The 25,046-nt window shown below is 64.3% G+C and carries 20 protein-coding genes and 2 pseudogenes; 11 read left to right on the plus strand and 11 right to left on the minus strand.

Annotation, left to right across the window (positions count from 1 at the left end):
- Window positions 1-121: 121 nt before the first annotated feature.
- Window positions 122-271 (plus strand): annotated as a pseudogene (locus AADZ78_RS26055) (AraC family transcriptional regulator); the annotation flags it as partial.
- Here the strand turns inward: AADZ78_RS26055 and eccE are convergent.
- The 6 genes and pseudogenes from eccE to AADZ78_RS26085 all read right to left on the minus strand — a co-directional run.
- Window positions 254-1,255: pseudogene (eccE, locus tag AADZ78_RS26060) on the minus strand (type VII secretion protein EccE); the annotation flags it as partial. The pseudogenes AADZ78_RS26055 and eccE sit on opposite strands and share 18 nt — an antisense overlap.
- A gap of 74 nt (window positions 1,256-1,329) precedes the next feature.
- Window positions 1,330-2,604, minus strand: a complete 1,275-nt coding sequence (locus AADZ78_RS26065) for a PPE family protein (protein ID WP_139829008.1) — start codon at window positions 2,602-2,604, stop codon at window positions 1,330-1,332.
- Window positions 2,601-2,915 carry a PE family protein gene (locus tag AADZ78_RS26070; RefSeq protein ID WP_085252811.1) on the minus strand — a complete coding sequence of 105 codons (315 nt, stop codon included), beginning with the start codon at window positions 2,913-2,915 and terminating at the stop codon, window positions 2,601-2,603. Before AADZ78_RS26070 ends, AADZ78_RS26065 begins: the two co-directional genes overlap by 4 nt.
- 265 nt (window positions 2,916-3,180) lie before the next feature.
- Window positions 3,181-4,110: an HpcH/HpaI aldolase/citrate lyase family protein gene (locus AADZ78_RS26075; RefSeq protein WP_085252781.1), complete on the minus strand. Its 930-nt coding sequence runs from the start codon at window positions 4,108-4,110 to the stop codon at window positions 3,181-3,183.
- A complete protein-coding gene (locus tag AADZ78_RS26080) occupies window positions 4,107-5,291 on the minus strand; it encodes a CaiB/BaiF CoA transferase family protein (protein ID WP_085252780.1) in 1,185 nt (394 codons plus the stop codon). The genes AADZ78_RS26075 and AADZ78_RS26080 overlap by 4 nt, the downstream gene beginning before the upstream one ends.
- Window positions 5,284-6,657: an LLM class flavin-dependent oxidoreductase gene (locus AADZ78_RS26085; protein WP_085252779.1), complete on the minus strand. Its 1,374-nt coding sequence runs from the start codon at window positions 6,655-6,657 to the stop codon at window positions 5,284-5,286. The genes AADZ78_RS26080 and AADZ78_RS26085 overlap by 8 nt, the downstream gene beginning before the upstream one ends.
- 67 nt (window positions 6,658-6,724) lie before the next feature.
- Between AADZ78_RS26085 and AADZ78_RS26090 the strand changes: the two genes are divergently transcribed.
- From AADZ78_RS26090 to AADZ78_RS26105, 4 genes are all read left to right on the plus strand, one after another.
- The gene (locus AADZ78_RS26090; protein WP_085252778.1) at window positions 6,725-7,378 is read left to right on the plus strand and encodes a GntR family transcriptional regulator; all 654 of its coding nucleotides are present in this window, start codon (window positions 6,725-6,727) and stop codon (window positions 7,376-7,378) included.
- A gap of 219 nt (window positions 7,379-7,597) precedes the next feature.
- Window positions 7,598-11,500 (plus strand): Pls/PosA family non-ribosomal peptide synthetase, encoded by a 3,903-nt coding sequence (locus tag AADZ78_RS26095; protein WP_085252777.1) that lies wholly within the window; start codon window positions 7,598-7,600, stop codon window positions 11,498-11,500.
- The gene (locus tag AADZ78_RS26100; protein WP_085252776.1) at window positions 11,497-12,813 is read left to right on the plus strand and encodes a M1 family metallopeptidase; all 1,317 of its coding nucleotides are present in this window, start codon (window positions 11,497-11,499) and stop codon (window positions 12,811-12,813) included. Before AADZ78_RS26095 ends, AADZ78_RS26100 begins: the two co-directional genes overlap by 4 nt.
- A 125-nt stretch (window positions 12,814-12,938) precedes the next feature.
- Window positions 12,939-14,735, plus strand: a complete 1,797-nt coding sequence (locus tag AADZ78_RS26105; protein WP_239656174.1) for an IS1634 family transposase — start codon at window positions 12,939-12,941, stop codon at window positions 14,733-14,735.
- 80 nt (window positions 14,736-14,815) lie between these two features.
- On the opposite strand, the gene AADZ78_RS26110 is transcribed toward AADZ78_RS26105, so the two are convergent.
- Both AADZ78_RS26110 and AADZ78_RS26115 read right to left on the minus strand, forming a co-directional pair.
- Window positions 14,816-15,211: a DUF2237 family protein gene (locus AADZ78_RS26110; protein ID WP_085252823.1), complete on the minus strand. Its 396-nt coding sequence runs from the start codon at window positions 15,209-15,211 to the stop codon at window positions 14,816-14,818.
- A 37-nt stretch (window positions 15,212-15,248) separates the two neighbouring features.
- Complete coding sequence (locus AADZ78_RS26115) at window positions 15,249-15,560, minus strand: PE family protein (protein ID WP_085252822.1); 312 nt, start codon at window positions 15,558-15,560, stop codon at window positions 15,249-15,251.
- 204 nt (window positions 15,561-15,764) lie between these two features.
- Between AADZ78_RS26115 and AADZ78_RS26120 the strand changes: the two genes are divergently transcribed.
- Entirely contained in the window at window positions 15,765-16,154 is a 390-nt protein-coding gene (locus AADZ78_RS26120) for a hypothetical protein (RefSeq protein ID WP_085252824.1), read from the plus strand.
- 34 nt (window positions 16,155-16,188) lie between these two features.
- Here the strand turns inward: AADZ78_RS26120 and AADZ78_RS26125 are convergent, their stop codons facing one another.
- Genes AADZ78_RS26125 through AADZ78_RS26135 form a run of 3 tightly spaced genes read right to left on the minus strand, consistent with a single transcriptional unit; the run spans window position 16,189 to window position 19,480 of the window.
- A complete protein-coding gene (locus AADZ78_RS26125) occupies window positions 16,189-16,938 on the minus strand; it encodes an SDR family NAD(P)-dependent oxidoreductase (RefSeq protein ID WP_085252821.1) in 750 nt (249 codons plus the stop codon).
- Entirely contained in the window at window positions 16,935-18,143 is a 1,209-nt protein-coding gene (locus AADZ78_RS26130) for an MBL fold metallo-hydrolase (RefSeq protein ID WP_085252820.1), read from the minus strand. Before AADZ78_RS26130 ends, AADZ78_RS26125 begins: the two co-directional genes overlap by 4 nt.
- Window positions 18,144-18,163: 20 nt before the next feature.
- Entirely contained in the window at window positions 18,164-19,480 is a 1,317-nt protein-coding gene (locus AADZ78_RS26135) for a sulfotransferase family protein (RefSeq protein WP_085252819.1), read from the minus strand.
- Between the two features lie 160 nt (window positions 19,481-19,640).
- Between AADZ78_RS26135 and AADZ78_RS26140 the strand changes: the two genes are divergently transcribed.
- The 5 genes from AADZ78_RS26140 (at window position 19,641) to AADZ78_RS26160 (ending at window position 24,492) form a co-directional block, all read left to right on the plus strand.
- Window positions 19,641-20,027 carry a YbjQ family protein gene (locus AADZ78_RS26140; protein ID WP_085252818.1) on the plus strand — a complete coding sequence of 129 codons (387 nt, stop codon included), beginning with the start codon at window positions 19,641-19,643 and terminating at the stop codon, window positions 20,025-20,027.
- Window positions 20,028-20,088: 61 nt separating this feature from the next.
- Entirely contained in the window at window positions 20,089-20,448 is a 360-nt protein-coding gene (locus AADZ78_RS26145; protein WP_085252817.1) for a hypothetical protein, read from the plus strand.
- Between the two features lie 321 nt (window positions 20,449-20,769).
- Complete coding sequence (locus AADZ78_RS26150) at window positions 20,770-22,035, plus strand: bifunctional 3,4-dihydroxy-2-butanone-4-phosphate synthase/GTP cyclohydrolase II (RefSeq protein ID WP_204903292.1); 1,266 nt, start codon at window positions 20,770-20,772, stop codon at window positions 22,033-22,035.
- A gap of 13 nt (window positions 22,036-22,048) precedes the next feature.
- A complete protein-coding gene (gene ribH, locus AADZ78_RS26155) occupies window positions 22,049-22,531 on the plus strand; it encodes a 6,7-dimethyl-8-ribityllumazine synthase (protein ID WP_085252512.1) in 483 nt (160 codons plus the stop codon).
- Between the two features lie 524 nt (window positions 22,532-23,055).
- The gene (locus AADZ78_RS26160; protein WP_239656669.1) at window positions 23,056-24,492 is read left to right on the plus strand and encodes an ATP-binding protein; all 1,437 of its coding nucleotides are present in this window, start codon (window positions 23,056-23,058) and stop codon (window positions 24,490-24,492) included.
- Window positions 24,493-25,046: the final 554 nt, after the last annotated feature.

The following is a 25,046-nucleotide window of genomic DNA, read 5'->3' on the forward strand; positions in this document are numbered from 1 at the left end:
ACACCGCCCCGCCATCCGCTGAGGGTCAACGGTCCGTGCCTGCAGACGCGGCAATAACGAGGCCACTACCTTCGCTGCGGTCGTCGGCGAGGTCCGCCGAGATGCCGCCGATCGCTACCTACGGACCACCGGGACGAACCTGTCGGATTTGGCCCGTGAATTGGGTTACCCCGAGCAGAGCATCCCCGCCCGTTCGTGCAAGAGGTGGTTTGGAGCCGGTCCACCCGCCTACCGCGTGCAGACCCGGCCGCCGTCCATCGCGAGAACTTGAGGCCGGCCACCGCAGTCGGACCAGCAGATCGTCGGGCAGGGCGGTGTGTCCGTCGAGTCGCCGGGATGACAGCGGATTCAGCGCCATTGTCGCCCTAGCGTGGTTGCCATGCTGCGGAGTCAGGCCCGCCACTGGCGGGGGGCCGTCGGGCGCAGCGCCGGTCCGCAACGCACAGGCAGCTGCCAGCGTGAAACCCGTTCGACCGCATGCTATTTCTAGCGCCATCCAGGTCTCACTCGCCGGGTGCGCACGGACTTCATCCAGGCTGTTGGGCAGCGTGTCATCTATGTCGAGCCGGTATGCCACAACGTAATCGCCGGCGCCCGCCATAATCTCGCGCCGAAGCGCGGTCCACGTCTCACGGGCGGATCGAGCGACCAGCGGCGGGATGTCGTCGGGACCGGCCATTGTGACCACCCAGCCGAGTTCAGTGAGATGATCGGCAAGTCGGCGCGCTATGACCTGCGCGGCATGTTCCAACGGGATGGACGACGAGCGGGCCAGCAGTGCGGCCAGATTATCGGCGGCTGACACCGTCAATGCGATCCAGGTGCGTGAAACGCCAGTCGCGATGCACCTGTTGGTGATTCGGATGTTATCGACTCGTAGCCCGTAACGATTCAGGTAGCTGGCGATCAGCGGCAGCGGAAGCATATTGTCACCGGCCAGCGCCCGGATCCGCAGCAGCACTGTAGTCTTCGCGTCAATACCTGTTTCGCGTAAGCACCCTCGGTAGCTGCGCGCCCTCGGCCGGCGGCAAATCATCACCAATCGGCGCCGCGTGATCGTCGTGAGATGCAATCCACGCCACCAACCGAACAACATGACCACAACGCCCGCAGCCACAGCGAGGACGCACTGCTCGCGTGTCGATCGCCAGGGACACACCATCGCCGCGGGCAGCACCGCCAACAGCGTCAGCGTGGTCCGGCCCTTGCCCGGCCAGACAATGTTTCGGCGGCTGTAGCGCTTACCTAGCAACACGAAACCGACTCGACGCCAACAGCTTCCGCGAGCAAGGCTATCGTCCTCTCGCTGTGGTCTCTTGTCGCTTGCAATCAGGTGGTTAGTTGCGGTGTACCGATTGCGCTCGGCTCACACACCAGATTCGGGTCCCAGTTGGCGGGCAACATCGGCATGGACGGGCCACTGCCGTACTCGCCGCCATCCAGCACGGAAAGCCCGGCAGGTTGCGTGCCGGTCTGCTTGCCGCTGGTGCCGGCAAAGCCCAACGTGCCGGCACCCCGAGCGGAAGCAGTCACCGCCGACGCTTGCGCGCCACTCGACGCCGGCGTCACCGCCGAAACCAGAGTCGCCGCCGGCGCCACCGCGGCGGTGGCGGGTAGCGGGGTCACAGCGCTTGCGGCAGCCGCTCCCACAGCCGCCGGGGCAACCCCCACCGATACCCCGGCTGCCTGCAGCATCGAGGTGGCGAGCGGAGCAAGAGCGGGCGGCAGCGCGGCTACTAATGCGGTGCCGGCTCCCGTGGCCACACCGGCGGCCAGGGCCTCGGCCGGCGCTCCGCCCTCTGCAACCGTGTAACCCAACGCGAAAATCATTGGGCCCCATTGGAACAGCGCATTGATCGGATCGGTTGTGAAGGCATTGAACATCGCGATCAGATTGCCGATCGGGTTCTCCAGGAACAGGGCATCTTCCTTCAAGATCCAAAGGTTGAAGTCGATGTACATCTCCAATGCGAGCTTGATGAGCTCCCAGATCAGGTTCCACGGGATGTCGCCAAACCCAGACTGGATAGTCGTGGCCACGGCGTTGGCGGCGAGACCGACGCCTGGCTTGACTATCACCGGCGCCGGCGTGGTGGGCGGCGCCGAGACTATCGCCGCACCCGAGACCGCCTGATACACGCTCATCGTAGTGGCGGCCTGAATCCACATCCGCACGTAGTCTGCTTCATTGATCGCTATCGGAATCGTGTTGATGCCAAAGAAATTCGTCGCTAGCAGCACGCCGTGGGTCACATGGTTGGCCGACAGCTCCGCCAGCGTCGGCATTGTCGCCACGGCAGTGGTATAGGCCGCGGCCGCACCCTCATGCTGAGCGGCCACACCGGCACTGTCGGCGCTGGTCTTCGTCAGCCAGATCAGATACGGCAGGTGCGCGGCCACGTAGCTTTCGGCGCTCGGGCCTTGCCATGCGCCGCCCTGCACCGTGGCTAGCACCGCGGTGAGTTCCCCAGCCGCCGAGGCGAATTCGTCGCTTAGCGAGGTCCATGATGCCGCGGCCGCTAGTAGCGACTCAGGTCCGGGACCGTCGCTTAGCAACGCCGAATGCACCTCCGGCGGTAGGGCAATCCAGATCGGCGCCGTCACACCCAGCTGCCGAAGGCAAGATACGACGCAACCGCCGCGGCATCGCCGGCCGTGTAGCTGACGCCGGACTCGGCGATACCAGCCGCAGAGCGGCCGAGCTCTTCGATTCCTTCAGTCACCAGCGCAATGTGCTCGTCACCTCGGGCACTGAACTCGATCGCGGTATTCAACGACACCGGATCGGCCGCCGGCGGCACCACGGCCGTGATGAGGGGCGCGACAGCAGCTTGCGCGGCCGCCAGCCGCGCGGTCAGCGCTTCCACCGCAGCACTGGCGGCCAGCAATCCTTCAGGAACCACTCGCAGCGTCATTCCCGACACTCCTTTGAACGCGTTTCACCTGGCCGCAAGAACGAAGTTCTTCGGTCACGACCGGTCTGTTGCTTAGATGTCAGGAAATAAATCTCACAGATTCTAACCATTGTCAACTGTTGCCTAGGGCTACGGTTACGTAGGAAAAGGTGACGTCGGCGTAGGTTTTCGGCATCGCATGGCCCAAAAACCCCAGACGCATTCGAGATGCAGACATTGCACGGCGGCGGGGTCGGGGCCGGTTAGGCGGGGTCACCGACGGGGATTACTCCTGCGGTGAAGATGCTTGGGCTCGGTTGATCAAGGCCGCGCGGACCAGTACCTGCTGCGCCAGCTTCACGTGTGCGGCGTCGACGAGAACACCGTTGACGCCCACAGCGCCGCGGCCGCTGGCTTCGGCCTCCCGGTAGGCGGCGACATTGCGCTCCGCCAGCGCGATTTCGTCGGCGGTCGGCGAGTAGACCTCGTTGGCGACGGGGACCTGGTTGGGGTGAATCGCCCATTTGCCGGTGTAGCCCAGTAGTGACGCACGACGGGCGTCGCGCTCATACCCGGCTAGATCGCGATAGTCCGGATAGGGCGCGTCGATTGCGTCGATTCCCGCGATCCGTGCGGCCACGATCACCTTGTTCCGGGCGTAATGCCAGAAATCGCCGGGATATTCGCCGAGCGGGACGAAGTTCGTGTCCACCCGCGCGCCCTGGGACAGCGAAAAGTCACCCACGCCGAAAATCAGCGCATCCAGCCGGGGGCTGGTCACCGCGATCGCCTCGGCGTTGGCCAGGCCTTCGACCTCCTCGATGAGCACCTCAAGGCGAATCCGCTTGCCCAGGCCCAGTTTCGATTCCAATTGGGTAAGCAGTACATCCACCCACCAGACGTCGCGGGCGTTACGGGCCTTGGGGATGATGACCGTGTCGAGGTTCGCACCGGCCTTGGTCACCACCTCGATGAGATCGTCGTGACACCACTTGGTGTCCAGGCCATTGATCCGCACCGCGCGCGCCGTACGGCCCCAATCGATGTCGTTCAGCGCGGCAATGGCTTTGGACCGCGACGCCTGTTTGAGGGCCGCGGGGACGGCGTCCTCCAGGTCGAGGAAGACCAGATCCGCGCCACACCCCGCGGCCTTGTCGAACATGTTGTCGTTGCTGGCGGGCACGGCCAGTTCGGAGCGACGCAGCAGTTGGCTCACAGCACACCACGCGTGCTTAAGTCGTCGATAACCTCGGAGCTCAAACCGAGTAGCTCACCGTAGACCTCAGCGTTGTGCTCACCGAGGCGCGGACCCAGATGGTCAACCGTTCCGGACGCCGACGAAAAACGGGGCACCGGTGCCTGCACCGTCATCAGCCCCAGCTGCTCGTCGTCCACCGAGACGAATACCCCGCGATGCGCGAGCTGCTCGTCGGCGATCAGGTCGCTGATGTCGTACACCGGAGCGGCCGCAACCTCGTGAGCTTCAAAGACAGCCATCGCCTCCGAAAGCGTCTTGGTTGCAACCCAATCCGCGACTACGGTGTCGACTTCAAGGGCCTTGGCTAGGCGTCGCTGCGGGTCGGCGAAGTCGGCGTCGGCGAGCAGGTCAGGCCGGCCTATCGCCCGGAACACCCGCAGCGCCAGCGCCGGTGAACTGCCGGACATCGCCAGCCACCGGCCGTCGGCGGTGCGGTAGGTGTTACGCGGCGCCGAGATGTCCCACCGATTGCCGGCCCGCTCGGGCACCAGGCCCAATTGGTCGTAGCCCAACAACGTCTGCTCCAGCAGCCGGGCCAGCGGGTCGATGAGGTTGACGTCGATCAGCTGCCCCGTGGCACCGTGTACGTCGCGGTGATACAGCGCCATCATCACCGCGTACGTCGCATTCAGCGATGCGACACCGTCGGCCAACATGAACGGCGGCAGGGTGGGGGGCCCGCCGGCCGGTCCGGTGATGTGGGCGAACCCGCTCATCGCTTCTCCGAGCGTGCCGAACCCGGGTCGCTCACTCTTCGGCCCGGTCAGCCCGTAGCCGGTAATGTGCAACATCACGATCCGATCGTTGACCGCGCGCAGGCTCTCGTAGTCCAGACCCCACTTGCGCAATGTCTGTGGGCGCGTGTTGAAGATGGCGACGTCGGCCCGCCGGACTAGCCGGCGTGCCAGTTCCTGACCTTCCGCGCACCGCAGATCCAGCGTGACCGATCTCTTGTTGCGCGATATCGACTTCCACATCAAGCCGACGCCGTCACGCTGATTTCCCCACCCCCGGATTGGGTCGCCGAACCGGGGTTCTTCGACCTTGATCACGTCGGCGCCGAACTCGCCCAGATAAGTCGCCACCAGAGGGGCCGCGGCCAAGGTCGCGAGGTCGAGCACCCGAATGCCGTCAAGCATTGGCACTGGCACGCGCGCGGGTACTCGAAGGTCGTTGCAGGCCAAGGTGTCCCCGCAACGTCGACGACTGGTAGGCGGTGCGGAACAGCCCCCGGCGTTGCAGTTCCGGAACCACCATCCGCACCACGTCTTCGAACGCGCCGGGCAGATGCGTTGCGGCCAGAACGAACCCGTCACAAGCACCGACTTCAAACCAATCCGCCATCTGATCGGCCACCTGCTCGCCGGTGCCGACGAACCGCGGCCCTTGTAACAGGGTGGCACGGTGGCCGGCGAGATCGCGCACGGTCACTGTGTCCCCTCCGATATGGGCGCGCAGGTTCTGCACCAATCCCCGAATGCCGGAGACCGACGCGATGAGCTCGTCTGTCACCGGATCGTCGAGATCATGCTGGGCGAAGTCGTAGTTCATCAACTCCGACAACAGCGTCAGCGACGCCATGGGATGAACCAGGTCGTTGAGGAACATGGCCTCACGTTCCTTGGCGTGCGCCTCGGACTCCCCCACCACGGCATAGGCCATTGGGCAGATACGGACCGCAGCAGGATCACGCCCGGCGTCGGCGATGCGCTCCTTCTGGTCGGCGTAGTGGGTACGTGCAACATCGATCCCAGGGTCACCGGTAAAGATCAATTCCGCCCAGCGCGAGGCGAATTCGCGCCCACGCCCGGAAGATCCGGCTTGGATGATGACGGGTCGGCCCTGCGGGGTGCGGGGCACGGTCAGCGGCCCGCGCGCCGAGAAGTACTGGCCTTCGTGCCCTAGCTCGTGCACCTTGACGGGGTCGGCGTATTGACCAGACGCTCGGTGGTGCAGGATCGCGCCGTCTTCCCAGGTGTCCCACAGGCCGGTGACCACGTCCATGAACTCGTCGGCACGGTCGTAGCGTTCGTCGTGGCCCAAATGGGCTTTGACGCCGAAGTTCTGCGCCTCACTGTCATTGACCGAGGTGACGACGTTCCAGGCGGCGCGGCCACCGGATAGGTGGTCGAGGGTGGCGAACGTCCTGGCCACGTGGAATGGGGCGTAATAGGTGGTCGAATAGGTAGCGCCGAGGCCGATCTTCGACGTGGCCTGCGCCAAGACGCCAAGCACGACGCCCAGGTCGAGCTTGACCGGGCGGGCACCGTGGAGCACCGCCTCAGCCACTGATCCGCCGTAGACCCCCGGCATGGCCAGTCGATCATCGAAGAACATCAGGTCGAAGCAGCCTTCTTCGAGCTGCCGCCCGATCTTCGCGTAGTAGGACGCGTCCAGATATCGGTGTTCGGTCGCGGGGTGCCGCCACGAGCCCGCGTATACCGAGGTGCTCCCCGCCTGCATGAACGCCACCAGCGCCATCTTGTCGTGTCGTCGATCGGACATGAATCGAAACTAACATCTGATATTTCAGATTTCAAATGTGAGGTGTTCTGTCTGATACGATGCGCCGGTGGCGACAACATCGGGGCTCGACATCTCCGGGACGGTGCGGGAACGCGCCGCTCGTGAACTCCGGGACCGCATTCTCACCGGCGTCCTGCCCTCGGGATCACGCATAGACCTGGACGCCATCACCGAGGAGTTCGCAACCAGTCGAACCCCGGTTCGCGAGGCGCTGCTGGAACTGTCTTTCGAAGGCTTGGTCAGAGTCGCCCCGCGGAGCGGAATCACGGTGATCGGCATTAGCCCCGGCGACGTCCTGGACAGCTTCACCATTCTCGGTGTGCTCACCGGACAAGCGGCGGCGTGGGCCGCCCAACGCATTGAACCCGACGAGCTCGAGACGTTGCGCGAGCTCGCGGCCGACGTCGCCGCCCGATCCGGAGACGACAGCATCGGCGAGGCGAACTGGCACTTCCACCAAAAGATCCACCGCGCCGCACACTCGCCACGGCTGCTGACCCAGATCAAACAAGCGGCCCGAGTGGTGCCGACCAACTTCCTCACGGTTTTTCCCGACCACGAGAAGCACTCGCTCGACGAGCATGAGGAATTGCTCGATGCAGTCGGCGACAGGGACGCCGAGCGTGCCCGCGCCGTCGCCGAACGCCACGTCCTCGACGCCGGGCGCTTCCTGGCCGAGTGGCTGGAGCGGCGCAGCTAGCTGCCACCTAGTCACATCCGCCACTTTGGCCCCTGCCGGGAGTGATGCGCGTTTTGCCCACCTCGCAGCGACACCCCAGTAGTCGCTAGTCCTGTCGCTGCGAGGTGGGCAATTTGTGTACCTACCGGGGCAGATACCAATGTGGCAGCTGTGACAAACGGCCGTCGGCAAGGGCCTGTCGGCGTCCACGACAGCGGCAATCTCGCGTAGAAATATTGGGTGATTCCCGCGCAGTACCTGTTGTCGAGCAAGGCAGCCAGTCCGCGCACGCTCATCGACATCATCCATGACACCGCGTCGCGCTACCCGGATGCCGCCGCGATCGACGACGGCGAAGTTCAGCTCACCTACAGCGAGCTGATCGGCGACATCGAGGACAGCGTGGCCTGGCTGGCCGCGCGGGGCGTGGGGCGCGGGGACCGGATCGGAATCCGGATGGCCTCGGGCAGCTATTCGCTCTATGTGGCGATATTGGCCACGCTGGCCGCCGGTGCGGCATACGTGCCCGTCGACGCCGACGACCCCGACGAGCGGGCAGAGTTGGTCTTCGGCGAGGCCAACGTTGTTGCGGTCATCACCGACGCGGGAATCGAGCGGGGTCCCGGCTCGTCGCGCGGCTGGCGGGCCGGAAATCCGCAAACCCGCGACGATGCGTGGATCATCTTCACCTCCGGGTCGACCGGCACACCCAAGGGCGTGGCGGTCACGCACCGCAGCGCCGCCGCGTTCGTTGACGCCGAGGCGCAGATGTTCTCGCGGGACAACCCGATTGGGCCTGGCGACCGGGTGCTGGCTGGCCTGTCGGTCGCTTTCGACGCATCGTGTGAAGAGATGTGGCTGGCATGGCGGCATGGCGCCTGCCTGGTACCCGCGCCCCGATCGCTGGTGCGCAGCGGCATGGACCTCGGCCCTTGGCTAGTCACCCGCGACGTGACCGTGGTCTCGACCGTGCCATCGCTGGCCGCGCTGTGGCCCGCTGAGGCACTGGAAGCCGTGCGGCTGTTGATCTTTGGCGGCGAGGCGTGCCCTCCGGAGCTGGCCGAGCGCCTCGCCGTAGACGGACGCGAAGTGTGGAACACCTACGGCCCGACCGAGGCCACGGTGGTCGCCTGCGCCGCCAAGCTGGACGGCGCCGCGCCAATCAGCATCGGGCTGCCGCTGTCCGGTTGGGACCTGGCCGTCGTCGACTCCGACGGCCGACCGGTCAACCAAGGCGAAACCGGCGAGCTGGTGATCGGCGGCGTCGGGCTGGCCCGCTACCTGGACCAGGACAAGGACGCCGAGAAGTACGCCGCGATGCCGACGCTGGGCTGGGCACGCGCCTACCGCAGCGGTGATCTGGTCCGGCTGGAATGCGACGGGCTGTATTTCTGCGGGAGGGCCGATGACCAGGTCAAGGTCGGGGGCCGTCGCATAGAGCTGGGCGAGGTCGACGCCGCGCTGGTGCACCTGCCGGGAGTCAGCGGCGGCGCCGCCGCGGTTCGCCAAACCGCGACCGGCACAGCCGTTTTGGTCGGCTATGTGGTTAGCGCGGATCCGTCGTTCGACATCGCCTCGGCGCGCAACCAACTGGCCGCACACCTACCCGCCGCGATCGTCCCGCGGCTAGTGCAAATCGACGACCTGCCAACCCGAACATCGGGCAAGGTCGACCGGGACGCGCTGCCGTGGCCACCGCCGGGCAGCGCAGATATAGAGGAAACGGCCGACCTCGGCGGCACCGCGAGCCGGCTGGCCGAGATGTGGCGCGAGCTGCTCGGCGCTGCCATCAGCGGTCCGGAGTCGGACTTCTTCGCGCTCGGCGGCGGCTCGCTGGCCGCCGCACAGCTAGTCGCCACGTTGCGGCACCAATACCCGCAGCTCACCGTCGCCGACCTCTATGACCATCCGCGGCTCGGCTCACTCGCCGGATTCCTCGACGAACTCGAGCCGCCCCCGCAGGTCGCCGAGCGGGTGGTGCGACCCACGCCGCGGCTGGCTCAGCTGACCCAGACCGTCTTGGCGTTGCCGCTGGCCACCCTGGCCGCCTTGTCGTGGGTGACCTGGCTCGCGCTGGGCAATAATGTCGCCCGCGCCTTGCATGTGGTGCCGTGGACGGTGGCGGTGAATTGGTGGCTGGTGGCGGTCGCGTTCGTCCTCTTCGTAACACCGCTGGGCCGGATGGGCATCGCGGTGCTTTTCACACGCATCCTGCTCCGCACGGTGAAGCCGGGAAGCTACCCCCGGGGCGGTTCGGTGCACCTGCGGGTGTGGTTCGCCGAGCGACTGGCCGAAGCCAGCGGTGCGCAGAATCTGGCCGGGGCGCCCTGGCTCGTGTACTACGCCCGGGCGCTCGGCGCCGACATCGGCAAAGGCGTTGACCTGCACTCGATACCACCGGTCACCGGGTTCCTCACGGTCGGGCACCGCAGCGCGATCGAACCGGAAGTGGACCTCTGCGGACACTGGATCGACGGAGACGTGTTCCACCTCGGCACCATCACGATCGGCGATGACGCGACGATCGGTTCGCGAACCACGATGCTGCCGGGCTCGGTCGTCGGCAAGAACGCCGACGTAGCGCCCGGGTCGGGCGTGCTCGGCAAAGTCAAAAACGGCCAGTACTGGAAGGGTTCGCCGGCCGCGAAGTCGGGCCGGGTCAACCACCCCTGGCCCGACGAGCGGCCCGCGCGCGGTTCGCGTTGGGTTGCGGTGTACGGGCTGACGTCGCTGTTGCTTGCCGGTCTGCCGCTGCTCGCGGCAGCGTGCGGTCTCGCGATGATCGCAGTGGCCGTGCACCGCACCCGGAGTATGTCGCAGGCGGTGCTGCCGACGCTGCTGTGGACACCGGTAGCGACACTAGCCGCGCTCACGGTGTACGCGCTGCTCACGGCGGTGGCGGTGCGGATGCTGTCGATCAGGTTGCGCGAGGGCTACCACCCCGTGCGCAGCCGAGCCGGCTGGCAGCTATGGACCACCGAACGGCTGATGGACGCCGCACGCAATTACCTATTCCCGCTGTATGCCAGCCTGCTGACTCCGGTCTGGCTCCGAATCCTCGGCGCCAGGGTGGGTCGCGGCACCGAGATCTCCACGGTGTTGCTGACCCCCAGGTTCACCGTGGTCGAGGACGGCGCGTTTCTGGCCGACGACACGATGGTCGCCTCCTACGAGCTCGGTGGCGGCTGGATCTACGCCGCCGAGACGAAAGTGGGCAGGCGCGCGTTCCTCGGTAACTCGGGCATCGCCCAGCCGGGGCGCCGCGTCCCTGAGGACGGGCTGGTCGCGGTGTTGTCCGCGACGCCGCCGAAGGCTAAGCGCGGTTCCTCTTGGTTGGGCAGCCCACCGATGCGCCTGCGCCGCCGCCCGGCCGAGGCCGACACCGAAACCACCTATGACCCGCCGATCCGATTGCGGGTGATGCGGGCCGCGGTGGAGACCTGTCGGCTCGTGCCGGTCGTCGTCACGGTCGCGATCGGGCTCGCGGTGCTGGGCACGCTGCAGGCGCTGGCAATAACTTTCGGAATCTGGTGGGCGGCGCTGTGCGGCGGGCTGGTGCTGTTGGCCGCGGGTGCCGTCGCCGGCGGTATTACCGTCACGGCGAAATGGCTTTTGATTGGCCGGATCGAGGCGAGCGAGTTTCCACTGTGGTCGTCGTTCGTATGGCGCAACGAGCTGGCCGATACATTCGTGGAAACCGTTGCGGCACCGTGGTTTGCCCGCGCAGCCAGCGGTACGCCGGTAATGAACCTGTGGTTGCGCGGGCTGGGCGCGCGCGTCGGCCGGGGCGTGTGGTGTGAGACCTACTGGCTGCCCGAGGCCGACCTCGTCGAGCTCGGTGCCGGTTGCACCGTCAACCGCGGCTGCGTGGTGCAGACACATCTGTTTCACGACCGCATCATGCGGATGGACAGCGTCGTGCTCGAACCCGGCGCCACCCTGGGCCCCCATTGCGTCGCGCTGCCCGCGGCCCGGCTAGGTGCCGGCGCGGCCGTCGGTCCCGCATCATTGGTGGTGCGCGGCGACGAGGTGCCGCCGTCGACACGCTGGCAAGGCAATCCGATCCGGCCGTGGGACATCAAGCGCAAGAAGTCCCGCGACAAGAAGCCGGCCAACGGTGCCGTCGAGGACACTGCCGCGTGAAAACCTCGCCCAAGACGGTCACCCAGGTGATCGATCCCTACCTGCCCAAGAACGGAAACTTCGGTTACCGGGTTTCGCGCTACGAGCTGGATCTGGAGTACAAGGTCGCGAGCAACCGGCTGTCCGGATCGGCGACCATCACCGCGGTCACACTGACCGAGTTACAGCAATTCACACTGGACCTGTCCACCGCGTTGACGGTGTCGAAGGTTTCGGTGAATGGCAAACGCGCGGCCCAGTTCTCCTCTCGCGGAGGCAAATTGCGTGTCCGGTTGGAATCCAAGCTTCCAACCGGGGCGGCGTTGTCGATCGTCGTGCGCTATGGCGGTGCGCCGCGACCGCTGCGGTCGTTGTGGGGCGACATCGGCTTTGAGGAACTGACCGAGGGCGTGCTCGTTGCGGGGCAGCCCAACGGCGCCGCGTCCTGGTTTCCGTGTGATGACCACCCGAGCGCCAAGGCCGCCTTCCGGATCCAAATCAGCACCGAAAGCCCCTACCGGGTGGTGGCCAACGGGAAGTTGGTGTCGCGGCGGGTACGCGCTTCGCGGGCCGTCTGGACCTACGAGCAGTCCGAGCCGACGTCGACCTACCTGGTCACCCTGCAGATCGGCAGGTACGAGATGGCGCGGCTGGCCAAGGCACCGGTGCAGATGCGGGCCGCATTGCCGCAGCGGCTGCGGGACAACTTCGACCACGACTTTGCCCGCCAGCCACAAATGATGGAGTTCTTCGTCGAACGGTTCGGACCCTATCCGCTGGCCACCGGGTACACGGTCGTGGTCACCGACGATCCGTTGGACATACCGCTTGAGGCCCAAGGGATTTCGATCTTCGGCGCTAACCACTGCGACGGCACTCGGTCCAGTGAGCGGCTGATTGCCCACGAACTTGCGCACCAGTGGTTCGGCAACTCAGTGACCGCACGGCGGTGGCGCGACATCTGGCTGCACGAGGGCTTCGCGTGTTACGCGGAGTGGTTGTGGTCCGAGCACGCCGGTGGCCCGCGCGCCGACGAACTGGCCCGCTTCCACCACCAACAGCTGCGGGATAAGCCGCAAGACCTGCTGCTGGCCGATCCCGGACCGCACGACATGTTCGACGACCGCGTCTACAAGCGCGGCGCGCTGACCCTGCACACGTTGCGCGGGCACCTGGGCGACGACAAATTTTTCGCGCTGCTCGAGGAATGGACGTCGCGGTATCGTCACGGAACCGTGATCACCGAGGACTTCACCGGCCTGGCGGCCAACTATTGCGACGAGTCGCTGCGACCGTTGTGGGATGCCTGGCTGTACTCGACTCAAGTGCCCTAGGCCGAAGTTGCGATGGTTTTGACTGAGTATTGGTGGTCTGAACTGACAATATGGGCGTTGTTGTGTGCTCATATGTAGTCACGAATAGATGCGTGTCGTTTCTATCAATGCAGCGGAATCCAGCTATGATTCTTGGTGTGCCACGCAATACCGGCAAAGCTCACGTAGTCAGAGTTAAGAAGACTCACGTGGATAAGCAAGGCCACGAGCGCGTCTATGAGTCTGTACTGTTGCGCCGCACCTACCGAGACGGGGCCAAGGTGCGCAACGAGACCGTGGCCAACCTGTCGATGCTGCCGCCGCAGGCCGTCGATGCGATCGAGGCGACGCTGAAGGGCCACACGCTGGTGCCGGCCGGCTCCGAGTTCAGCAAGTCCCGGTCGCTGCCACACGGGGACGTGGCGGCGGTGGCCGCGATGGCGCGCAAGCTCGAGCTGGCCGCAGTGCTGGGCCCGCCGTGCCGAGCCCGCGATATCGTGCTCGCGTTGATCATCTCGCGGGTGGTGCGGCCCAAGTCGAAGCTGTCCACCCTGTCGTGGTGGCCCAACACCACCCTCGGCGTCGATTTGGGGGTGGCCGAGGCCTCCACCGACGAGATCTACGCCGGGATGGACTGGCTGGCCGACCGACAGGATAGGATCGAAAAGAAGCTGGCGGCAAAGCATTTAAACGAGTCGGTGAACCCGGGCCGGATGGCGTTGTTCGACCTGACTTCCTCGTGGGTGACCGGCCGATGCTGCGAGCTGGCCGCGCGCGGCTACTCCCGCGACGGCAAGAAGGGCTGCGAGCAGATCGAATACGGGGTGCTCACCGACCCTGAGGGCCGCCCGGTCGCGGTGCGCGTGTTTTCCGGTGCCACCGCCGACCCGACCGCGTTCACCCAGATCGTGCAGGTGATCAAGGACAAGCTCGCCATCCAGCGGCTGGTGCTGGTCGGCGATCGCGGCATGATCACCACCGCCCGCATCGACGCGCTGCGCGAACTCAACGACAACCCCGACACCCCAACCGCCTTCGATTGGATCACCGCGCTACGCGCACCCGCGATCGCCAAACTCGCCCGCGACGACGGGCCGCTGCAGATGAGCCTGTTCGATACCCAGGACCTCGCCGAGATCACCCACCCCGACTACCCCGGTGAACGGCTGATCGCCTGCCGCAACCCCGCCCTGGCCGCCGAACGTGCCCGCAAACGCCACGACCTGCTGGCTGCCACCGAGAAGGAACTGGCCCACATCGCCCAACGCGTCACCAAAGCCACCCTGTCCGGCGCCGACAAGATCGGCATCGCAGTCGGCAAGGTCAGCGGAAAATTCAAGGTGGGCAAGCTCTTCCACCTCACGATCACCGACACCGAGTTCACCTACCACCGCGACCAGGCCGCCATCGACGCCCAAGCCGCCCTCGACGGCATCTACGTGCTGCGCACCAGCGTCAACACCAAGGTCCTCGACCCCGCCGCCGTGGTGGAGGGTTACAAAAACCTCGCCAACATCGAACGCGACTTTCGCATCATCAAGACCGACGACCTCGACCTACGCCCCATCCACCACCGCCTCGAGGACCGCGTCAAAGCCCACGTGCTGATCTGCATGCTGGCCTGCTACCTCATCTGGCACCTGCGCAAGGCCTGGGCGCCACTGACATTCACCGACGAAACACCGCCGCATCGGGACAACCCCGTCGCCCCCGCGCAGCGCTCCCCAGCTGCACACGCCAAAGCCTCCACCAAACACGACGCGGCTGGCAACCCGGTACGAAGCTTCCGCGACCTGCTCAATCACCTGGCCACCCTCACCCGCGACCGGATCCGCTACCACCAGACCAACATCGAAATCGACAAACTCACCGAGCCCACCCCCACCCAGCGCCGCGCCTTCGACCTCATTGACGCTCCGATCCCCCTCACCATCGCCGCGTAGCCAGAACCACCACCCACCCAAACCAGCCAATCCCCAGGTCAACCAGGGAATTCACCTAGTTCAACAGCCTTAACTTCGGCCTAGGGCTGCTCCAGGTTCGCCAGATCGTCTGGCACGTCGACAGCGTGCTCCTGCAGTGCCTCAAGGGGCACCACCTCGAGGGTCCGCTCATGGGTGGATGCCAGCACCACCGGGGCGGCACAGCCATCGTGGTGGGCCCGCAGCCAGTTCACTGCGGTGACGCACCAGCGATCACCTGGTAGCAGGCCGGGAAAGCGGTATTCGGGCACCGGAGTCGACAGATCGTTGCCAATGGAACGCTGGTGCTCCAGGAACTCGGCGGTCACCACCGCACAGATCGTGTGCCACCCCAGATCTTCGGGCCCCGTTGAGCAACAGCCATCGCGATAGAAGCCGGTGAGTGGGTCGGTGCCACACGGTTCCAACGGGCCGCCCAGCACGTTGCGATCAGGCATAGCCTCAGTATCGCGCTTTCCGCGCGCCCCGGTAGCCCTATCGCAACGCGACACCCAGCAGGCTGCCGGCCGCATTGACGTCGGCATCGGCATACGTACGTGCGATGTCAGTGAACGCCGCACCCGCGCGCGCCAACTCTTCCTGCGCCGCCCGGTTCAGGGCGAGCAGCTGGGCACCCTCAGTCGCGAACGCCATCGCCGCCTGCACTGAGACCTCATCGGCACCTGCGGGCAGCAGCGACGTCAACGACGTCGACGCTGTCGCACCGTCCCGCAAGGCTTGGAATGCATTGTCCGAGATCTGTGAACCGATGTCGGCCGCAGCCGAATCGATCGTCATGGGCTGCATGTGCTTCTCCTGTATCAGTCTGCGGTGAGCCTTCTACAGTTACGCCTGCGATAGTAGCAATCGGCGACTATTTCCGGATGCAAAAATAATCTGGAGGCTGGAACCTTCTGGGTCGCAAGCCGCTCGAGGTGTACGGTGCAGCAACACCTGCGGTTCAGCGGTCGCCGGATGAAGGGCATGGGACGGTGCGGTAGGTTCAGCGGCGTGATACTTACGGGCGCCTTTCTGGCCGATGCAGCTGCCGCGGTAGACAACAAACTCAATGTGTCGGGCGGCGTGCTGTCCAGATTTGCACTTGGACCGGACCGATTGGCCCGCTTTGTGCTGGTGGTGCTGACCCAGTCGGAACCCGGTAGCTCAGACCGGCAAGTTGAGATTGAGATGCGGCCTCCGACGGATGACGATCCGATCCGCCTGCAATTCGAGGTCCCCGAATCGGCCGTCGCCGAGTTTCCCGGGTTCGCCTTCTTCGAGCTGCAGTTGCGCCTGCCTGTCAATGGTCGCTGGGTGCTTGTGGTGACCGGTGGCACCGGAGCGATATCGCTTCCGGTCCTGGTCAGCGAGATGCCGTCACAACCATCGTTCGGCCTCTGACTCGCGCCATCGGGTTAGCGCGGGCAGCGTGGCGTCACACGCAATCCGATGCGCCGTCGACGACGAAGACCGCGCCGGTGGTGTAGCTACTGTGCTCGGTGCACAAGAACGCCACCGTGGGCGCGATCTCCCCGACAGATCCGAAGCGGCGCAACGGGATATGCGCCAACTCGGCATCCACCAGTTCGGGCGCGACCTGCATAGGCGCGGTCATCGGGGTGTCGATCGCACCCGGCGCCACCGCGTTGACCCGGATTCCCATAGGCGCCCATTTGACGGCGAGGTTCCTTGTGACACAGACGACTCCGGCCTTCGCTGCCCCATATCCGGGCACCAGCGGAACGGCTCGTAGCGCAGACATGGACGCCAGGTTCACCACGCTGGCTCCTCCCGCCGCTTTCGATGCCTGCAATGCCCGGCGAAGTCCAACGGTCAACCGGTACGGACCGGTGAGATTGAGAGCGACCGAAGCCTCGAACCCATCTGGCTTGGACTCGTCGAGGCCCCCGGGGAAGTTGGCACCGGCGTTGTTCACCAGCACATCGAGTTGGGCGAAACGCTGCACCAGTTTGTCCACCGAATCAGGCTCGGTGATGTGTAGCTGTTGATATGTCATTCCGGACAGATCGGTGTCGTAGTCCGCCGCACTGGGTTTGGTTCCGGTGATGGCGACATCGGCGCCAGCATCCCGGAACAATGTCGCGATCGCATGCCCAATGCCGCTGGTTCCGCCAGTGATCAGCGCAGCGGTTCCCCTGAAGTCGAAACTCACCCGCGCCGTCATGAGTCGCTCGCCGTCTGTTGCTCCAAATAGTGCCTAAGCCAGGCGCTCTCCCAGAAGTTCTTACTTTCCGCCAAGAGATTCTCGTGGGCGTCGCGCAGCACTTGGCACACACCGGGATGGCCCTTGGATACCAGCTCGGCGAGGTGGATGGCGTGCAGTGGGCGGCCTGCTGAGAGGTGAGTCCGCGCCCGTTCCACGAGTGCGTCTGCGCCGGCCAGTTCCACCACGTCTGCGGCGACGGCATCGAATCCGATCGGATAGAGCTCGGTGGTCGAGCGGTGATGGAACCATCCGGAGTAGTTCTCCCAGATGGCTCGCACATCCCAGGAAACTTTTCCATAGCCTTGTCCCACTTCGTATTCCGCGGGCAAAGTGATCTCACGCATCAGGGTCCAGACGTCCTTACCGGCGTTCATGCCAACGACGGTCTGGTCGTGGATGTGCTGAATCGCGTTACGCAGCCGGGTCAGTTCGGCGTTGATGCGGTCTGCGCCCACAATCGGTGCGAAGTGACCGGTGACCAGGAGTTCGGGTTGCAACTCGCGCACCCGCTCAACCGACTCGATGGCCGTCAGGGCGTCGCGGTACCGGTCGCCGCGAATCGTGACCAGGTTTGGTATATGCCCGAATAGCGGGCCAAAAGTGTTCCCGCATAAGCAAATCCGCTCGTCGGGCAGCCATACGACCAGCGAGTCAGTGGTTTCTCCACCTGGCACCGAGATTAGCTGTAGCCGTCGCCCGCCGATGTCCAGCGTGAGGGTGTCCTCGAAGTCGAGATCGACGGTGGGGACACTCTGGCCCGCCAACTGGGTGGTGCCGAGCCGGCGTTGGATGGCCTGGATGCCCGCCGCCAGGGTGTCTGTGAAGGCGAAGGCACTGCGGCTGGCCCGATACGGGATGAGACGTTCGTTGTCGTCGCGCCACAAGGTCCAGTTCGCTTGCGCAACAACGATTGTGTCGGGATCCCGCATACTGTCCAGGCCGCCGACGTGATCCACGTGGCCTTGGGTAAAGATGATGTAGCGCACCGGCGCGGAATCCACAGCGTCGAAATTGGCGCGGTGCACCGGCCCCTCGAACCCCATGCCGGTGTTGATGATCACCCGACCCTGCGCCGTGGTCAGCAGGTAGGCGTTCGACAAGCCCGGCGAACACCACAGTCCTGGGGCGATCCGTTCGGCCTGTTCTGCGCACGCCGGGCGCATGGCGTCCGCGCCGGGCCGGCTTAGGTAGACCGGTTCCAACTGTTGTCTCCTTTATTCGGGTATTCGGGGCGGACGTCAAATGCATTGAAGTAGAAGTCGAACCGGTCGTGGAGTTCGTCCGCCGAGATGCCGAAGTGGCGTTGCAGGTCGTAGCGGATCCGGCCGTGCTTGCCACGCGGATTGCCGTCGAGGTATCGCTGGAAGCGCTGGCGCGCCTTCGGCGTCAGTTCGACTCCGCCACGCTGGTAAAGCTGTTCCAGGAGCGTCATTTCGTTCCCGTTGAGTTGGTGGAAGCTGATGTCGACGCTGCGTTCTGCCGGCACCAGATTGCGGTCGCGCACGCACGCGCTGAGCAGTCGACGCACCCGGTCGCTCCAGTAGTCCAGTAGCCAATCGGGGTCGATGCTGGTGCGGCGCAGTCGGTCGGAGTAGGCCATCATCGTGATCGCCGACTGGATCGCGGCGACTGGGTCGCGGTGCGTAAAGGCGACAGTCGCGTCAGGGAAGGTGGCCATCAGCGGGCCAAGCTGTTCACAGTGCTGGGGACTCTTGAGGACCCAGGTCCGCGGGCCGCGCAGGAAAGTCAAGGCCTGCAGCACCTTCTTCAGGTACGCGTAGTGCCGACTTTGGTCCAGCCCCAGGTAGAAGTCGCGCCAATCCGGTACGCGTGCATGCCATTCCAAGACGTAGGCGGCGAGATCCAGATCGAGCAACTCGACTTCTTCCTCGATGGCCTCCGGGAACCGATCGTGCATGGCGGCCACCACGGGGGCGCTGACCATCAATGCGTCGTGTTCTTGCTTGGTGCGTGTGTAGCGGGGGTCGACACCATAAATGTCGGGGCCTTGGCCGGGTGCGGGTATCGGCTCCTGACTCTCCCAGTACGGAAGCGCGCGCCGGCATGGATCGACGGCTATCAGGTTCACCAGATGTGTGGTGCCGGATCGCGGCATTCCCACGACGATGAAGGGCTTTTCGATTGGGATCGACTCGATCTCGGGATACCGCTTGACGAGTTCGGTCAACGACAATCGGTTTCGCAGCAGGCGAACCACCCGCTGACGCAGGGTTGAGCGAGTGAGCTGGGTCAGGCCTGTGTCCGCTTCGATCGCTGCGACGTGTGCGGTCAGGCGGTCGCCGAAACCGTCTGTGTGGTCCAAGTCGTCGACCCCGGCCTGGTCGGCGGCCTCGGCGAGCATCCGGTCGATGTCGAATTCGATGGGTTTGGCTTCGGTGAACTGCAGAATCTGACGCTGTACTTCGGTCAGCTTGGGCGAAGTCAGATCGTCGAAGTCGATGTCGTCGATGGCCTCCGTGCCGGGGCCCGCAGAACCCATGACACAGACCGTAGACGCGGCCGCGAACCCGTCGTCAACCCACCTCCCCGGCAACAGCGGCGAAGATTGCTTAATGGGCACCCGCCATTGACGGTGAAAATGGAGCGCTACCCTGCAGCGAGAGCGTATGCATTTTTCACCTCGACAGAAAGGGCGTCCGGTGCTCGTCGTCACTACCAATGACATTCCCGGCTGGGAGATCCAACGTGTGTGCGGCGAAGTCTTTGGGCTCACCGTCCGATCACGAAATGCCTTCTCTCAGATTGGCGCCGGATTCAAGTCAATGTTTGGCGGTGAACTGCAGGGTATGACCAAGAACTTGGCCGAGAGCCGCAACGAGGCGATGTTGCGGCTATTCAATGAAGCGCGCAACAAAGGCGGAAACGCGATCATTGGAATGCGCTTTGACACGACCGAGCTTGGCGATGTTTGGACCGAGATCTGCGCATACGGCACCGCGGTGCAAGCCGTGCCGGTCACCGACGCCGCTCGCTACACCGCGTCCCAACTGGGCTACGGAGCCGCTGCTCCACCGGGGCAGTCTTAACTTTCGCGACGAAGCCGGACCAACGTGATTCCGGCAACCTACGGAGCGGTAGGTTCAGCGCGTGATAGTCGGAGCCTTCCTGGCAGAAGCCGCGTCCGTGGTCGACAACAAACTCAATGTGTCCGGCGGCGTGCTGTACAGATTTGCCGTCGAGGCTGACCGTGCGGCCCAGTTTCTGCTCGTGGTGCTGACGCAAGCCGAGACTGGGAACCCGGATCGGCGCGTTGGCGTAGAGATCAGGCCACCCACGAATGACGAGCCGCTACTCATAGAGTTCGAGTTGCCGGAGGCGGCCGTCGCCGCGGAGGTTGGATTCGCAATCTTCAACCTCGACATCGTCCTGCCTGTCGACGGCCGTTGGGTGATTGTGGTGACGGGCGGCGCCGGAGTGATCTCGCTGCCATTGCTGGTGAGTGGTTGAGCGTGCGGTTAGCTCTGGTTTAGCTCGAATTGTTCAGCAAATTCCCAGGACCTATGGACACAATTGCTAGTAACAATTGTCGTCATTGGCGCTTATAGTGTTCCTATCACAAGCCAAAACCCGCGATGTGCATCACCATCGGCGGTTCCTGGCCGGACCAAATTTCAGGCATGAGCTATGGGGGTAAGCGGTTCCGCGCCATAGGGACGCTTCCCAGTGGCGGCTTTGCTGATTTACGCTGCAGCGGTCGGGCTGACCTGCCTATCCGCCTTAACACCCCCCGGCTTCTCAAGTGAGCCGGCCTGACAACAAGGTGGCACGATGACCAAGTTTGACTCCGTCGAGCGGGCGGTTGCTGACATAGCGGCCGGCAAAGCCGTCGTCGTCGTCGATGACGAGGACCGCGAAAACGAGGGCGATCTGATTTTCGCCGCAGAGAAGGCGACACCGGAGTTGGTGGCGTTCATGGTCCGCTATACGTCGGGGTATTTGTGTGTGCCGTTGGATGGCGCGGTCTGTGACCGGTTGGGTCTGTTGCCGATGTATGCGGTCAATCAGGACAAGCACGGCACCGCTTATACGGTGACCGTGGACGCTAGAAATGGTGTGGGGACTGGGATTTCGGCTTCGGATCGGGCTACCACGATGCGGTTGTTGGCCGATCCGGCCAGTGTGGCCGATGATTTCAGCCGGCCGGGTCATGTGGTTCCGTTGCGGGCCAAGGATGGTGGGGTGTTGCGCCGGCCGGGTCATACCGAGGCGGCGGTGGATTTGGCGCGGATGGCCGGGCTGCAGCCGGCGGGGGCGATCTGTGAGATCGTCAGTCAAAAAGATGAGGGTTCGATGGCCCAGACCGATGAGTTGCGGGTCTTTGCCGATGAGCATGGTCTGGCGTTGATCACCATCGCCGATTTGATTTCGTGGCGGCGCAAGCACGAAAAGCACGTCGTGCGAGTCGCCGAGGCGCGCATCCCGACCCTTCATGGCGACTTTCGCGCGATCGGCTATGCCAGCATCTACGAGGACGTCGAGCACGTGGCGCTGGTGCGCGGCGACATCTCCGACGGCGATGACGTGTTGGTGCGGGTGCATTCGGAGTGTTTGACCGGTGATGTGTTCGGGTCGCGGCGTTGCGATTGTGGGCCGCAGTTGGATGCGGCGTTGGCGATGGTGGCCCGCGAGGGCCGCGGGGTGGTGCTGTATATGCGCGGTCATGAGGGCCGCGGCATTGGGTTGTTGCATAAGTTGCAGGCCTATCAGCTGCAGGACGCCGGAGATGACACCGTTGATGCCAACCTCAAGCTCGGGTTGCCCGCCGATGCCCGTGATTACGGGATCGGTGCCCAGATCCTGGTCGACCTTGGCGTCCATTCGATGCGACTGTTGACCAATAACCCGGCCAAGCGGGTGGGGCTGGACGGGTACGGCTTGCACATCAGCGAGCGGGTGCCGCTACCGGTGCGGGCCAACGCCGACAACATCCGTTATCTGATGACCAAACGTGACCGGATGGGCCATGACCTGACGGGCCTGGACGAGTTCCACGACTCGGTGGCGCTGCCGGGTGAACTCGGTGGTGCTTTGTGAGTGGTGGTGTTTTGTGAGCGGTGGCGCGGGTGTGCCGGATTTTCCGGTGCTGGATGCCGCGGATCTGCGGGTGGCGATCGTCGCCAGCACCTGGCACACCAAGATCTGCGACGCCCTACTCGACGGTGCCCTCAAGGTGGCCGCCGAGTCGGGTGTGGGCAGCCCGACGGTGGTGCGGGTGCTGGGCGCGATCGAGATTCCGGTGGTGGTGCAGGAGGTGGCCCGCAAACATGACGCCGTGGTGGCGTTGGGCGTGGTGATCCGTGGTGAGACACCGCATTTCGACTATGTTTGTGATGCGGTGACTCAGGGGTTGACCCGGGTGTCGTTGGACACGTCCACCCCGGTGGGCAATGGGGTGTTGACCACCAACACCGAGGAGCAGGCGCTGGATCGGGCAGGGCTTTCCACGTCGGCCGAAGACAAGGGCGCCCAAGCCACCGCGGCGGCGCTGGCCACCGCACTTACCCTGCGCGATCTGCGCGCACGGTCTTAACTCGCCGAAGTGCCGAGTGGGATGTGCTTGGGCCGCCAACCACAACCATGGCGGCAATCTCAGCGCCCTGCCAGCTGCGCCTCCAACGCTCGTTGTAGGCACAGACCCGGCCTAAAACTTAGCCGCCGTTTTGTTATAGGCACGGCGAGTGGACCCCACGAGATTTGTAGCTCCCGATTGGGGTCGAGCGGTATCGAGTGGTGGCCCAGTCGCGTATCCCGGCGGCGGCGGAGGGATTTGAACCCTATTCAGCTACGTGGTCAGCGCTTCAAAAATAGCTCTAGCTGCATAAACAGGTTACTGCACACAACCTCAGTTAACTGCAACTAAGGGGATGTTGTGGGCGAAACGTGGGCACGGCAGCGCCGAGATCGCGGCCGGTCGGGGTCCGTGACCCGGCTCGCACAGAAAAGCCCAGTTGGGCATCACACTGAGGGGCCACTAACGCCGCCCTCCTTGACTCAAGCTTCGGACACGCGGCACCCCATTGTCCCTGCCTACTGTAAAAGTTTTATAGTATGAGCGTGACCGCGATTCAGATTGATTCGATCCTCAGCGCGCCTACTGCTGACGTCGGTCCCCGGCTCGTCAAAGCTGTGGAAGACCAATGGTTTGACCGAAAGAGCGCCATGGTCAAGTCGTACACGCTGGCGCAAGCGCTGGTAGCGTTCGCGAACGCCGAGGGCGGGACCATAGTCGTAGGGATCCATAACGGTGTCATCCAGGGAATGAACGCACTTGGCGCCAGCCGGATCAACGAATTGCGGCAGGCATCAATCGACCACACCACTCCCCCCGTGAGGACCACATGCAAGGAGATTGCCTGCATCAACGCGAAGGGCATCCCGGACGTGCTGCTGGTGTTCCGCGTCGATCCTGGCGAACGCGTACACGAGATGAAGAACGGCGATACCTACCTGCGCGTGGGCGACGAGTCCAGGAAGCTCAACTACAGCCAGCGCCAAGAACTCGAGTTCGATAAGGGACAGGCGCAATACGACGGTATGCCTGTGGCGGGTGGCTACACCATCGCTGACCTCAAAACCACTCTTCTGGAGAACTACCGCGAGCAAACCGGTGCCGAGACTACAAAGGGAATCCTGCACGCGCGGAGCTTGCTTACACGAGACGGTGCGTTGACCAACGCTGGATACCTACTGTTTGCGCCGCATCCGCAGGCGCAATTCCCCGAGGCTTACATCCGGGTGTTGAGGTTTATCTCGACCGAGCGCGGGACAGGCGCCCAGCTCAACCTCGACGAGGGCGGCGATATCAAGATCGAGGGTCCGATCCCTACGGCGATCATGCAAGCTGCGGCGGTGATCCAGCGGTTCGCACCGAAGCGAAGGTCGCTGGACTCGACCGGTCGCTTCACTCCAACAGACCTCGTCCCGAGAGATGCGTGGCTGGAAGGCCTCGTAAACGCTGTGATCCATCGGTCCTACAGCCTTGCAGGCGATCACATCCGGGTAGAGGTTTTTCCTGATCGGATCGAGATCGAAAGCCCTGGACGGTTTCCTGGGCTAATCGATCCATCGAAGCCGTTGGAGATCAGCCGATTCGCTCGAAACCCGCGTATCGCGCGTGTGTGCGCCGATCTACGGATCGGACAAGAGCTTGGCGAAGGCATCAAGCGGATGTTCGAAGAGATGCGCAAGGTCGGCCTTACGGACCCGGTGTACCGGCAAGGTACTGGAAGCGTACGACTCCGGCTAGAAGCCATCCCGCGACTCGACCCTCAAGTGGCCCAACGACTTCCCAAGGGAAGCCAAGCTGTTCTTGACCTGTTGAGGGGAGCAGGAGCGCCGATGGGGACCGGTGAAGTCGCCGATGCACTCAAACTGAGCCGGCCGAGTGCCACTTCACGGCTTCAAGCGCTGCGCGACGAAGGTCTCATCCAGTGGACAGGCAAGTCACCAAAAGATCCCCGAGCAGCATGGACACTCGCCAAGCTTGTCTAGCCGAGTAGAGCCCCGCGTGTCGCGAAGCGATTTTTCTTTTTAGAGTAGACGCCAAGCACGGTTCGCTTTTGGATGATTTTAGCTGGTAGAGGCCCTAACGGGCCGAAAACCAAAACACCGACTTTTTATAGCGTTTTTATAGTTGTCCGGTCCGGGCTGGACCGGCAAAGAGACTTTAGAGCGTCCGGGCCAGCCACCTGGTGTGGCCCCTTCTAACATCCGGCCTGCTCAAGGGCGTCGAGCTCTGTCCGCACGCCGTCGCGCAACCGCTCTATCGTCGGCAGCACGTGACCCCTCCCAGCATTGGGTATATCGATCCTCTCGATGTGACTTAGCTCACACGCAACGGGGATTTCCTCCGTCAGCACTGTCCCCTCAGTTGGCTGAAGCCGCGCATCGCAGATCAACGCGCCGGTCGTCATTGGGGTATCCCGGTACACGTTCAAACCCACGACATTCTTGCTTGTCCGAACGTCGGCTTGTCCGTCTGCCGCCGGTCCGGTGTTCGCTACCGGACGCGGTAGCGCTTGCCGTGCGCGGTCTGATACGGAACG

The sequence above is a fragment of the Mycobacterium riyadhense genome, from assembly GCF_963853645.1.
Lineage (GTDB): Bacteria > Actinomycetota > Actinomycetes > Mycobacteriales > Mycobacteriaceae > Mycobacterium > Mycobacterium riyadhense.

Bases quoted from the DNA above. Each gene is read 5' to 3' on its own strand.
- AADZ78_RS26115 (WP_085252822.1), bottom strand. From the start codon at position 15,560: ATGCAGCCCATGACGATCGATTCGGCTGCGGCCGACATCGGTTCACAG.
- AADZ78_RS26135 (WP_085252819.1), bottom strand. From the start codon at position 19,480: ATGGGTTCTGCGGGCCCCGGCACGGAGGCCATCGACGACATCGACTTC.
- AADZ78_RS26105 (WP_239656174.1), top strand. From the start codon at position 12,939: ATGATTCTTGGTGTGCCACGCAATACCGGCAAAGCTCACGTAGTCAGA.
- AADZ78_RS26080 (WP_085252780.1), bottom strand. From the start codon at position 5,291: ATGCTTGACGGCATTCGGGTGCTCGACCTCGCGACCTTGGCCGCGGCC.
- AADZ78_RS26130 (WP_085252820.1), bottom strand. From the start codon at position 18,143: ATGCGCCCGGCGTGCGCAGAACAGGCCGAACGGATCGCCCCAGGACTG.
- AADZ78_RS26085 (WP_085252779.1), bottom strand. From the start codon at position 6,657: ATGTCCGATCGACGACACGACAAGATGGCGCTGGTGGCGTTCATGCAG.
- AADZ78_RS26110 (WP_085252823.1), bottom strand. From the start codon at position 15,211: ATGCCTGATCGCAACGTGCTGGGCGGCCCGTTGGAACCGTGTGGCACC.
- AADZ78_RS26070 (WP_085252811.1), bottom strand. From the start codon at position 2,915: ATGACGCTGCGAGTGGTTCCTGAAGGATTGCTGGCCGCCAGTGCTGCG.
- AADZ78_RS26125 (WP_085252821.1), bottom strand. From the start codon at position 16,938: ATGACGGCGCGGGTGAGTTTCGACTTCAGGGGAACCGCTGCGCTGATC.
- AADZ78_RS26150 (WP_204903292.1), top strand. From the start codon at position 20,770: ATGACCAAGTTTGACTCCGTCGAGCGGGCGGTTGCTGACATAGCGGCC.